This is a genomic window from Pseudoalteromonas sp. S3178 (assembly GCF_005886985.1).
GTDB classification, from domain to species: Bacteria; Pseudomonadota; Gammaproteobacteria; order Enterobacterales; family Alteromonadaceae; genus Pseudoalteromonas; species Pseudoalteromonas carrageenovora.
Genome location: NZ_PNCW01000027.1, coordinates 1 through 12,007 on the forward strand (window position 1 = coordinate 1; position 12,007 = coordinate 12,007).

At 37.7% G+C, this 12,007-nt stretch carries 13 protein-coding genes; 5 read left to right on the top strand and 8 right to left on the bottom strand.

The window, feature by feature from the left end; genetic code table 11:
* Window positions 1-166 precede the first annotated feature (166 nt).
* On the bottom strand, window positions 167-475 hold the full coding sequence (locus CWC11_RS08110) for a hypothetical protein (RefSeq protein ID WP_138682277.1): 309 nt from the start codon (window positions 473-475) through the stop codon (window positions 167-169).
* An 11-nt stretch (window positions 476-486) separates the two neighbouring features.
* The gene (locus CWC11_RS08115; RefSeq protein ID WP_138682278.1) at window positions 487-1,530 is read right to left on the bottom strand and encodes a YHYH protein; all 1,044 of its coding nucleotides are present in this window, start codon (window positions 1,528-1,530) and stop codon (window positions 487-489) included.
* 227 nt (window positions 1,531-1,757) lie between these two features.
* Here CWC11_RS08115 and CWC11_RS08120 point away from each other — a divergent pair, with 227 nt between their 5' ends.
* A complete protein-coding gene (locus CWC11_RS08120; RefSeq protein ID WP_138682279.1) occupies window positions 1,758-2,417 on the top strand; it encodes an NADPH-dependent FMN reductase in 660 nt (219 codons plus the stop codon).
* 121 nt (window positions 2,418-2,538) lie between these two features.
* The gene (locus CWC11_RS08125; RefSeq protein WP_138682280.1) at window positions 2,539-2,985 is read left to right on the top strand and encodes a hypothetical protein; all 447 of its coding nucleotides are present in this window, start codon (window positions 2,539-2,541) and stop codon (window positions 2,983-2,985) included.
* A gap of 114 nt (window positions 2,986-3,099) precedes the next feature.
* Here the strand turns inward: CWC11_RS08125 and CWC11_RS08130 are convergent, their stop codons facing one another.
* Entirely contained in the window at window positions 3,100-5,115 is a 2,016-nt protein-coding gene (locus CWC11_RS08130) for a TonB-dependent receptor (protein WP_138682281.1), read from the bottom strand.
* 226 nt (window positions 5,116-5,341) lie between these two features.
* Between CWC11_RS08130 and CWC11_RS08135 the strand changes: the two genes are divergently transcribed.
* Window positions 5,342-7,159 carry a protein kinase domain-containing protein gene (locus CWC11_RS08135; protein ID WP_138682282.1) on the top strand — a complete coding sequence of 606 codons (1,818 nt, stop codon included), beginning with the start codon at window positions 5,342-5,344 and terminating at the stop codon, window positions 7,157-7,159.
* Between the two features lie 52 nt (window positions 7,160-7,211).
* Here CWC11_RS08135 and CWC11_RS08140 read toward each other — a convergent pair whose 3' ends face one another.
* The gene (locus CWC11_RS08140) at window positions 7,212-7,763 is read right to left on the bottom strand and encodes a hypothetical protein (RefSeq protein WP_138682283.1); all 552 of its coding nucleotides are present in this window, start codon (window positions 7,761-7,763) and stop codon (window positions 7,212-7,214) included.
* 164 nt (window positions 7,764-7,927) lie between these two features.
* On the opposite strand from CWC11_RS08140, the gene CWC11_RS08145 reads away from it, so the two are divergent.
* Window positions 7,928-8,359 (top strand): DUF3859 domain-containing protein, encoded by a 432-nt coding sequence (locus CWC11_RS08145; RefSeq protein ID WP_138682284.1) that lies wholly within the window; start codon window positions 7,928-7,930, stop codon window positions 8,357-8,359.
* 102 nt (window positions 8,360-8,461) lie between these two features.
* Here CWC11_RS08145 and CWC11_RS08150 read toward each other — a convergent pair whose 3' ends face one another.
* The 3 genes from CWC11_RS08150 to acuR form a co-directional block, all read right to left on the bottom strand.
* Window positions 8,462-8,878 (bottom strand): VF530 family protein, encoded by a 417-nt coding sequence (locus CWC11_RS08150; protein ID WP_138682285.1) that lies wholly within the window; start codon window positions 8,876-8,878, stop codon window positions 8,462-8,464.
* Window positions 8,879-8,951: 73 nt separating this feature from the next.
* Window positions 8,952-9,944, bottom strand: a complete 993-nt coding sequence (gene acuI / locus CWC11_RS08155; protein ID WP_138682286.1) for an acrylyl-CoA reductase (NADPH) — start codon at window positions 9,942-9,944, stop codon at window positions 8,952-8,954.
* A gap of 50 nt (window positions 9,945-9,994) precedes the next feature.
* Entirely contained in the window at window positions 9,995-10,630 is a 636-nt protein-coding gene (gene acuR, locus CWC11_RS08160) for an acrylate utilization transcriptional regulator AcuR (RefSeq protein ID WP_138682287.1), read from the bottom strand.
* A 426-nt stretch (window positions 10,631-11,056) separates the two neighbouring features.
* On the opposite strand from acuR, the gene rmf reads away from it, so the two are divergent.
* Window positions 11,057-11,227: a ribosome modulation factor gene (gene rmf / locus CWC11_RS08165; RefSeq protein WP_004586522.1), complete on the top strand. Its 171-nt coding sequence runs from the start codon at window positions 11,057-11,059 to the stop codon at window positions 11,225-11,227.
* Window positions 11,228-11,295: 68 nt separating this feature from the next.
* Here rmf and fabA read toward each other — a convergent pair whose 3' ends face one another.
* Window positions 11,296-11,811 (bottom strand): bifunctional 3-hydroxydecanoyl-ACP dehydratase/trans-2-decenoyl-ACP isomerase, encoded by a 516-nt coding sequence (gene fabA, locus CWC11_RS08170; RefSeq protein ID WP_058550023.1) that lies wholly within the window; start codon window positions 11,809-11,811, stop codon window positions 11,296-11,298.
* Window positions 11,812-12,007 lie beyond the last annotated feature (196 nt).

Sequence of the window (12,007 nt, forward strand, 5' to 3'; positions counted from 1 at the left end):
GTATGTTGCGGTCGAACACCACTTGAAACATTACTGGATGGAAAAACGGTTTGGGCAGAAAAGAATTTAGCTCAAATCTAAACTAACAGTCACCATTAGAAAAATGGGTAACTGTCAGATCAAGTCTGAGCTAGTACAAATTAAGCCCTAGATTTACATTGTTTTATTAAGATTGGGTTTTTGAGTCACTCTTTTCTTTATCGTGAGTGTGGCTATTTATAGGGGTGGAAACTCCCTTATCAATTTTTTGAATCGGCTGACTTCGTACACACATTAAATCATCAGCCATATATTGGCAGCTACCTATATATAAATCATTATGGCTGCCTTCATATTTACATGATTGAGATTTAACTTTATTTGCGCAAGCTTTAACTGCAACACCATTTAACGCCCCTGAATGCGCATTTAAAAATGTAGGTGCTGCAAGTAAACCCATACCAAGCAAGCACAAACAACTACTTTTTATAAACATGATAACTTCCTTTAATGTTTGTCAGGATTATTGCCTGGTGGCGGACCTTGATGATCTCCCGGTGGACCTCCTGCGGGTCTTACGGACTGGCCATGTAAACAACCAATAAACATGTTTTCGCTAGGGCTTGCTGCATGATAATGATAACCACGGGTAGAGTCTGTATTTCCTCGACATTCATCAAGTGACTCTTCTTTACCGCTTGCATCGCGCATTGCATAAATACCATAACCATCGATTGCGTAACCTATAAGAGGAGCGTGGCCATCTTCCGTAGCAGCAGAATCAGTACAGCCCGTTGTAGAATGGTAGTGATATCCTTGGTGTAAATTAATATGCCCACCACAATCATCAAATGCGGCAATTGTATAGCTGCCTAAAATGGCATCAATTGGAGCAGGCCCAGATAGCTCAGTTCCGTCTAATGCTATACCAACCGTTCTTAAGCGACCTGAATTTTTTGCAGGAATAGGTGTAACAGGAATTAAATACGTTAATGAAAAATTATCCTCTAAGTATGAAAGCTCACACTCAATACAATTTTGTTTATATTGCTCTTCAACATCAGGACGAGCTGCACCTGAGCAAGATTCTTTAGTGGCTGTGTATCTAATTTTATTTGTTTTAGTGTCGTAGAGTACCCACTTTTCATCACCGTAATATTCATCAAGCTTTAGGATAAATTGGCCAGTTAAATCTACTAAATCGCCTGTTCCTTCTTTGCTAAACCAACTACCAGCTACATCCGCACCATCGGTTGTAGTGCGCGGGCAAAATGGGCCTGGCTCTCTACCTGCTGGTGCGCCTGATGTAATTAACTCATAACACTTAGTTTTAGTGCCTTGTGCTGTTTCGCAATCAACAATGTTAGGCTCAGATAAAAAAGCACCTTTTTTGAACATAGATAAATTTAGCGAGTGTTGAGTGGCCGATTGGCTATTTGAGTCAATATTAGTAGGGGTAATTGGCTTGTCTGTTACTTCATCACACCCTGTTAGTATTAGGGAGCAAGTAACGAGGGCTGTTACCTTGCTGCCAAATTTTAATAAGCTCATGCTTTATCCTTTTAAATATAAGTTTGTACTTTATATACAATGGCATACTAATGGCTAAATGTGTAAACACTATGGATAAAGAATCCATAACAATAAAATACTTCTTGTTTTAGTTATGCGTTGTGATTTTTATGTTTTATATCAATCAACACTTTGTAATTTATAAAATTAACGAATAAAAATGTTAGGGTAGTGTTGTTGTATAAAAATACAAATGGAGAGTTAATATGAAATTTTTAGTTTTCTTAGGCACTGTAAGAGATAGCACGCCTCCTAGGCCTGCTCGATTAGGTGAGCGTGTAGCTAAAGCCTGTATTGAATGTTTAAATGAGCAGTATTCAGAGCACGAGTTTGAACTAATAGATGCACTTGATTACCCAAATGAGCAAGTTTTTAAGCCTCACTTTGCGTATGCACAAGGTAAGGCGCCTTCTATGCTCAACACCTTAGCCGACAAGATTAAAGCGGCTGATGGCTATGTAATGGTTAGCCCTGAGTATAACCATAGTATGAGCCCAGCCCTGAGCGACTTACTTAATCACTTTGGTAGCTCACTCTTTTCGTACAAACCCAGTGCCATTGTTACTTATTCTGCTGGGCAATGGGGCGGATTAAGAGCTGCAATAAGTATGCGCACATTTTTATCTGAGCTTGGCTGCTTACCTGTATCTGCAATGATCCACGTACCAAAAGCACAAGAAGTTTTTAATGACGACGGCAGTGTACAAACTGGGCAAGAACAATCTTCGTGGTTTAATTATTTTCATCGTACTTTTTCACAGATGGTTTGGTGGGCAAAAGCTGCAAAAGAGCATAGTGAAAATGTAGATCCTCATCAAATGATAAAAAGCTTTAAAACAGATCCTTCTCAGCGAAATGCCCCTTAACGAACACTTTTAAAATATAATTAATTTAGCCCTTAACTGGGCTAAACTTGTTTCTTTTATAGAAACTTAAAATTCATAAATGCTACTATTAACATCTACTTATAAAAAAGGATGTTATATCTTGAAATACCTTACTCTTTTAAGTGTATTAACACTTAGTGCTTGCAGCTCTGTACAACACTTACCGGCGCTTGGCGAAGGCACTACTGCAAATATGAACTTAATAGCTCTTTCGGAGCAGAGCGCGCCGCAAGGTGTTAGCGGTACATTTAAGTTTTATATTAAAACTGCGGGCTCTCAGTACGGTGACGTGTTTTTAAATACCGAAGCTGACTATCGTGATCGACGCGCTATTACAATTTCAATTGGTTCAAAAGTAGCTGCTAAACTCACAGAAAAATACGGACAACCAGCCGACACGTTTTTTATTGGTAAAACAATTGAAGTGACAGGTGAAGCAAAGCGGGCAACTATCGACTTTTTAAGTAAAGGCAGGAAAACCAATAAATATTATTATCAAACACATGTTGATGTTAATTCAATAAATCAACTTCGCATTGTTGAGTAACATCAGCCAGCTTGTTAAAGCATCGGATTAATTACTAAGCTACTTATTGGCTAGGGGTATGTTTTACAGTGGTACTGTTTTTATATACAGTGTCACTGTAAATCTCAATGAATACTAAAATAACAAGCTTAATGTTAGTCGCGCTGTTCTAGGCTCAATAGGGTGAAAATGATTATCTTCAACGCCTTGAGCAGCCTCACCGGGTAAACGCGATGCATAATAGTAATCAATATCGTGGTCGGTACTGTTAAATAAGTTAAGTAATTCAAAGTCTACTTTCCAATGGGTTTGCTTATAGCTTACTGAGCTATTAACAACCGTTAAGGGTTCTGAGCGTTTATCACCGTCGTCTGTTAATGTACGTTTGCCAATATGACGAACTCTAATTGATGACTGCCATTGTTGTGTTAAATGCCAATTTAAACCTGTACTTGCAACAACAGGTACAGCGCCTTCAATGTAATTATTATCCCCATTAATATCTAAGCGAGAATGTGTAAACGAGGCTTCTGCGTCAATACTAAATTTGTCGTTAATCCAGTAATAAGCACTTATTTCTAAGCCATAGCGTTTAGACGCATCACTGGGCTCTGTATTACCGGCATCACCTACAAACAATAGCTCTGAGTCGAGCGTTAACCACCAAAGTGCAGCCGATAAATTAAACTTTTGCTCATCAGCAAATCGTAATCCAATTTCAGCGCCTTCACTTTTTACTAACAAATCTACTTGCTCTGCCTGCTCACCTGTAACTGGGTCTATATTAATTGTAGAGCCACGCGCATCATTAGAATGAAAAGATTGACCCCAATTAGCATATGCGGCTAGTAAATCAGTAAAGCGGTAATTTAAACTTCCTTTAAAACTGACTAAATCATCGTTTGCTTTACCTGAGTTTGCACCAGTATTACTGGTAACGTTAGTACCAAAGTAGTCGTACCTCACACCAGCAGTGGCCTCTAATTTTGGGGTAAGTAAAAATTTAGACTCCCAAAAGCTTGAGTAGCTGATTTGCTTTAGTTCATCTTGCCTTACAGTGCTAAGTCGCTTTCTTGCTTGCGTGTTATAAAGCCCAACGTTATCTATGTCGTCGTGTCGAAGCTCAACACCTGCAGTGTGTTGCATGTTTATATCTGATGTTTTAGTTTCAAAGTGATAGCTTATATTAGAGCCATAAATATTGCGGCTATCTTGCTGATTAAACTGATCACCATTAATTGGATCATTTAAAAAATAACTAAAATTAGAATACAGGTTTAAATCGTAATTAATGACATAAGCGCTGGCTTTTATATGATCTCCTTGCCAGTTACTCAATAAGCTATAACGGCTAGAGCTACCGCCAAGCGTAGTATCAAGTGAGCCAAACTGAGATATTAAATTTTGCGAGACCGCACGCTGTGGAATTTGATCTGCTGAATTCCATGTATTGTCGTATGCCATAGCAGTGATTGAGAGGTCACCATTAAAGGCTTTACCAACATAGCGTAGTAGGGCATTTTTTTTATTTACGTCTTCGTTTATATTATCCCACGGGCCGTCGTAGCCTTGCCATTCTGCTGCTGCAACAATTTTGCCTTTTGTTAAGTTAGTAGAGCCAAGTACAACAGCACGTTTATAGTTGTCTTCTCCTATGCTTAGTTCTATTTGTTGATGTTTTAGGTTATCAGCCAATTTAAACTGTGCGCTACCTGCGGCTGAAAAATCGCCTTGGCTTGCGCTATATGAGCCTTTTTGATAGTTAATGGTTGAAATAGACTCAGGAATTATAAAATTTAGGTCGGTATAGCCTTGGCCGTGTCCGTGGCTTCGCATATTAATGGGCATGCCATCTATGCTGGTGGCAAAGTCGGTACCGTGATCTAAATTAAAGCCTCTAATAAAATACTGATTAGCCTTACCAGAGCCACTGTGTTGAGTAACCGCCATACCCGGTATTAGCTCTAACATTTCGGCGCTTCTTAACATAGGGCGCTGCTCTATTTCTCCTTGGCCAATAATGCCGCTAGATGCGCTGATTGACTCACCAATTAACCCATCTCGGTGGCCATATACAGTTAGTTTTTCTATGTTTGCGTGTACATAGCCGCTATATAAAGTGCCTATAGTTAAAATTGCTAGTGTTATCATGCTTAAAGTCCCTATTTAATATGCTTACTATTTAGTGCTGTTAAATTAAATACGGCTTAGTAATTTTATTGGATGCAACATTTGTTGTTTAATTGTAATTATTTAAATACTTTCTCAGCTTTGTAATTTAAAAACTACGTTGCAAGCTATTGTAATATCGTTATATAAAACTAATAATCATCGTGTTAAAAAATTCTTCATAAATCACTCAATTAGAGAGTCTGTATTGAAAGCCAAAGAAATTCGAAATTTTTACATTAACGAAGAGCAATCTGTTTATTTGCTTTCGCACCGCGATGCTAAAAAGCATCGTCAGTGGCTTAACATTTGTATTAAACAATTAACGCTGCTTGGTTATAAAAATGTAGAAATGATAGGCTCTGGTGCCTTTGGTTTTGTGTTTGCCGGTGATGACGATAACGCCTTACCTTGGGTTTTTAAGTTCTCACGTATTACGCTTGCCCAAAGTGTGCGCGATCGCCTTGAAGACGAAGCGTATATGCTCTCACAAATTAACAATCCGCTAGTGCCAACCTTTTACGCGTTTGAGCGCATTAAAAAGCAAGGCATATTAATGATGGCACGCGCTATAGGCGAAGACCTTGAAAAAGTATCTCTAAAAAAAGGGCGTTTTAGTGCATCGCAAGTAATGGCACTTGCTCTAAGGCTTCGTAACGTTTTAGTTGATTTACGAAGCCATAAAAACGGCATTAGCCCACAACCTATTGTGCATGGCGATATTAAGCCTTCTAACCTTGTGTGGGATGAAAAAACCGATGCGCTTTCACTTGTTGATTGGGGAAGCTCTGTGTATGCGCAAGTTGATAGTAACGGTGAGCCTATTGCCAGTAACTTTATGGATTTAATGTCGGGAGATTTAAGCACGACTAATGCGCGTATGGGGGATGTGTACTTCATTGGCGAAGCACAAATGTCGGGTGAGCAATCATCCCCACGTTTTGACGAACAAGGCGTTGCAGCAACCTTGTATGCGCTAGCGTCGGCGCAATCATGCCGTTTTGGCGCGCAAGCTATTCCTGCGAGTTCTTTAGGCTTGCCTAAAGAGCTGGCTAAAGTGATTGATGGCATGCTTTCTAAAAATAAAGAAGAGCGTGACGGTGCGGGCGATTACTTTATGCGTAATATTACCACTATGGCCAAAGCGTATTTACTAGAAATAAAAATACAACAACCACGACCCGCTATCCCATATTGGTTTGGTGGCGGCGATAAACCTGACACGGTAGTTTATAGCTCTCGTAAACAGTTTTTACGCCAAGCAGATCATAAACAACAGCTATTAGATGTAAACGATGCGCAGCTTGACCGTTACTATAAAGAATTTTTGTTTGATACCGGCGATACCGAAAAAGCTTTTTTAGCGTCTATTAGCCGTTTAGCTAAATACCCTGCTGTAGGGGGGTTAAGTTTTCATTGGAAGGATGACTCTTTATTTGTTGAGTCGTCACTTATTATGCACGACGAAACACTCGCAAATGCATTTACAGATGCAATAAATAACACGGTAATGCTTGCACAAGGTATTACACAAAAAGGGCTTTTTAAATGTTGTTTATTTGATGCGCGTAAAACTATTCAATTAGAGCGAGACGGTACAGGGGCATTTAAATTTGATAGCTTACCAGAGCTTGATTACGAAATAGTAAGCATGAAAGCGAATGAAATAACCCGTCCACATTCCTACTTTGAAGATGGTAAAGACCCTGACGAGCAATTACAACTGCCTAAAAAAGTTATTAAGTGTGTCTTTGAGCTTAACCAAATTCATCATACTGGGTGTATTATTTTTGAAGCGTTGCCCGATAGAATGAAGATTCACCATTACTACCGACTATTAGACTCTACTAAAGAGGTAGAGTTTAAGCGCCTACTTAATAAGTTAATGCAATACGCGGTAAACATTACAGATGTAGGTGTTGCTGGGTTTATGAAACTACCGTATAAAAATACCCGCGAGTTTGAGCTATGCGCTAAACAAGGCGATCACTTTTTTCCTAAGAATCCAAAGCTTTTGCAAAGTTGAATCTATAACAAAACAGAGCATTATTAATTTTAAACTCAATACTTTTAATTATTTACAACTCACCATTAAATATCCAGTTATAAGGTGAACGTTGAGAAATCGTAAATTGATGTACAGGATTTTTATTGTTTTTTGTAGTAATTAAGTAGCTGCTATCAGGCTTATTTTGACTAAATAATCTCATATTTAATTTTAAGTTTTTTGTAATAATAGGCATCGTAAATTTACCGCTTAGGGCTAGAGTGTTAATGACTGCATTATTTACTTTTACTACGTTAGGGCTGATTTTAAGGTCTTTAATAGTAAATTTATAAAGTTGATTACTTAAATATAAGTGCGTGTGTATTTTTCGTTTTATCCTTCTTTTATGTGTATTAAATTCATCAATAGAAATTATACCATTTTGGTTATTATCCAAATTGTAAAACACTGATATAGGAAGGGTAGCGCTAATAAAAATAGTGTCATCTTCGATGTTAAGTACTGCGTTATATTTATTCTCATTCGCAATGCTTGTATCTATAGAGAGTAAGCAAAGCATAACAACGAATAGCATTGACACATATTTAGACTTTGAGCTTAGGTAAAGAGTCGTATTGATCATTATTAAAAGTCATGAGTTTAGATAAGTCACTTTTAAATAATATTGTGCAAGTAATGTGTAAAAATAAGTCAACATTAAACAAATTAGTAATGAGTCGGATTTTACTATTGACTTAACTGTTATAAAATCAGCTTATTAGCACTCTACGGTAATTAATATAAGTTATGGCAAAGTCTAAACCTGAGGTTTCTATTCAAAGTTATGGGATTTATTCAACGTGGGATAACAAAAGCAAAGCGTTACCGCAAATTGAGCAATTTACAACTAATGTTACTGCCAAACTTGATGTGGAGTTTGGCTTAATAGTTAATATTAAAAAAGCCAAAGGCGAAAAGCTCCATTTTTGTATTTATCATCCTGATATACCCAATGAAGAGGGCGAGGTAATGGCTCCGTTTGATGGAGTTGAATTCGTTAAAGACAACGACTGGCACTTTTATTTAGGTGATACATTGTGGGAGCCTATTGAAAATAAACTCGGTGATTGGCGAATGACGCTTACATTAAATAATAAAGTTATTGCAGATAAAACGTTTAATATAGCGCTTGAACAACAAGGCTCTGAAAATGATTTTTGGAGAAAAAGAGGGTATTAATATTCAAGCCACTCGCTTTATACAATTTACCACTAAAGCAAAATTTACCCACAAAAAAAGCCAATATAGATTGGCTTTTTAGTTTAAATTTTTCACTAAAGCTTAGTTACCCCAAGGGTTACTTGAATTAGAGCGTTGTTTACGAGCGCGGGCACGTTGTTTAGTCTCTTTTTTTTCCATGATTCGTTTTGCATCACTAAAGCTTAATTCGCACGGTTCACCTGGTTTATGATCCTCAGGAATTACTCTATCGCGTGGTGGCAATTCGTACTGAACATCGTCCGGTTTAGGTAAGTTTTTAAGACGGTAAAGGTAAAAATTGTCTACCTTTTCTTGTGCCCATTGGGTTTTACGTAAAAATTTTACCGCAGATTTAATGTCTGGATTGTTTTTAAAACAATTAAGTTGCAAATAAGCGTGAAGAAGTTCCCACCCATATTGTTCAACCAGCTCTTCAACCACTTGTTCTAATTTTACGCCTTGCAGTGGGTTATTACTGAAAAGTTCTTGGTTGCTCATAGGTGTTGCCTCGTTATTAAAAATACAAAGCGTATTATAAATTTAATACCGAGGCTTTAACAAGATAATTAGCCTAACTTTGACAATTAACTACTACACGGCCACGAATTTTGCCTTGCATAAGTAACTCAGCGTTATCAATTACTTGATCTAGCGTGATTTCACTAGAGATTTTATCAAGGTAATCTGCTTTAACTAATGTGGCTAATTTATTCCACGCTTCTACTCGGTCAGCTTTAGGGCGCATTACGCTATCAATACCAATTAACGATACACCACGTAAAATAAAAGGCGCAACTGATGCGGGTAAATCCATGCCTTGGGCAAGTCCACATGCTGTAACAACGCCACCATATTTTAATGAGGCACATATGTTGGCGAGTGTATGGCTTCCTACAGAGTCTATTGCGCCAGCAAAGCGCTCTTTTTGTAATGGTTTGCCTGGGTTTGAAAGCTCGTTTCTATCTATTACTTGCGAAGCCCCTAACTCTTTTAAATAATCGCTTTGATCTAATCTACCTGTTGCAGCCGTTACGTTAAAGCCAAGTTGATTTAATAAATAAATAGCAAAGCTACCCACACCACCATTAGCACCGGTTACGAGTACTTCGCCTGAGCTTGGAGTAATACCTTGTTTTTCAAGCGCGATAACACTGAGCATTGCAGTGTATCCTGCGGTGCCTATTTGCATAGCTTGTTTTGGTGAAATTGCATCGGGAAGAGGAATTAACCAATCACTATTTAGTGCCGCTTTTTGAGCAAGTCCACCCCAATGTTTTTCGCCAACGCCAAAGCCATTTAAAATAACATTATCGCCACTTTTAAATTCATCGCTGGTGGACTCAGTAACACTCCCTACTAAGTCAATGCCAGGCACCATAGGGAAGCTTCGCACAACTGGGCCTTTACCAGTAATAGCTAATCCATCTTTATAGTTAAGCGTACTGTAAAGCACATCTATAGATACATTTTCTTTTGGTAAATCACTGTTTTCGATAGTTGTTAAAGTAGCGCTATAGTTATTTTCGTCTTTGTTAATAACAACGGCTTTAATTGGGTTGCTCATGGGATATCCTTTTAGACCGATCGTCTTTTAATGTGTGAATAAAAAGCGCATTAAGTTAGTAATGCGCGTAAGAACATTTCTGTATACAAAGTAAGCGGGGTGCTTGTTTTGGTAAGTTTAGCGCGCATAACCGCACCTTCCCAACCGATCCAAAAGTACTCGCTCATCAAAGAGGTGTTAACGTTATTAGCAATAGTGCCTTGTTGTTTTGCTTGGTTTAAACATAGCTCAAGGTGTTTTTGCCACGTAACATAGCTTTGCATTAATCGTATTTTAAAATCGTCACTTAGGTGGTTAAGTTCTTGATTTAAATTACCTACTAAACAACCACGTTTAAATTCGTATTTTTGCATTCCTTTAATGGCACTTTGCGTAAAATTAACAATGCGCTCTAAAGGAGGCGTGGCCTCATCTTTTAAATAATGATTTAGCTTAGCAATAAAGTAGGTGTCGTAGGCATCTACTAAAGCTATACCGTATGCTTCTTTACTTTTAAAGTAGTGATAAAAAGAGCCCTTAGGTACCGCTGCTTTTTTTAAAATTGTATCTAAGCCAGTGGCGCTAAAGCCAAACTCAGTAAGTGTTTCAAGCCCTGTTCTTATTAAAAGCGCTTTTGTGTCTGCGTTTTCACGTGGCACTTTAGGAGGGCGCCCACGCCTTACTGGACTTTGATCGTTACTTTGCATAAATAAATAAACTGGTTGTTTTTTGTTAAGTACAATATAGACCGATCGACTTTAAATAATCAAGTATAAATTTAAATTGTATAAAATTAATTCAATATAGAATTTTTACTAGCTAGAAATAAAAATGTCATAGTTACAATTTTGTTTGGAACTAAGTGAAAATAGGTGAGTCGGAATTTATGTACTTAAGTACATTTTAGCGATTATTGAGTCGCATTATATTTAGCATAAAACCGGTCAAATTAAATGTTGTATGACCACTTACTTTTTTAAATGTTAATTCATTTTTGCATCAGCAGCTTAGTTAATGTCAAACAATTTAATTGCTTTTGCTATTTGAACTTTACATTTTTATTAACTATTCATTAATTGTAGATTTCACTAATGCTACAAAAAATATACAAATAAAAGGTGAGGATATTACCGATGAAGAGACAGAAAAGAGATCGTTTAGAAAGAGCTCATTCTCAAGGTTTTAAAGCAGGTTTAGCTGGTCGCTCTAAAGAGCTATGCCCTTATCAACAAATCGATCCTAAGTCAGAGTGGTTAGGAGGTTGGCGTGAAGCGATTGAAAACCGCAACATGTACAAAACCTAATTAGTTACAACCGAATTAAAGCAAAAAGGCCTCCAAATGGAGGCCTTTTTGTTTAGCAATTTAATGAATTAAAACGCACTAGTGTCTTGAAATAAGCCCACTTTTAAATCTTTTGCTTCGTAGATCACTCGGCCATCTACTTCAACAGTACCATCTGCTACGCCCATAAACAGTTTACGTTTAATTACACGTTTCATTTCAAGACGGTATGTTACTTTTTTATTTGTTGGTAATATTTGACCTGTAAATTTAACTTCGCCCACACCAAGTGCACGACCAAGACCAGGGCCACCAGACCAACCTAAGTAAAAGCCAACTAGCTGCCACATAGCATCTAGGCCTAAACAACCAGGCATTACAGGGTCACCTTTAAAGTGACAATCGAAAAACCAAAGGCTCGGGTCAATATCAAGCTCAGCAATAATTTCCCCTTTACCATGGCTTCCGCCATCAGCAGTAATAGAAGTAATGCGGTCCATCATTAACATGTTGTCACTTGGTAAGCGGCAGTTGCCTTCACCAAACATTTCACCTTGACCACAAAGGATCAACTCTTCTTTTGTATAGCTATTTTTAGGTTCCATAACACTTATCTTCGCTTAGAAATTGCCAAGTACTTTAGCGTACACTTGTACGCTAAACAACTCGGAGCAGTTAAAAAATCAAATAATTGCGTGTTTTATCACCAATCAATCAACGCGATTGGTTTTTGCACTATAAAACCGCGCAATTACAATCAGAAATCATTATAATTACCCCTGACTTATAACCAGTTTAAAG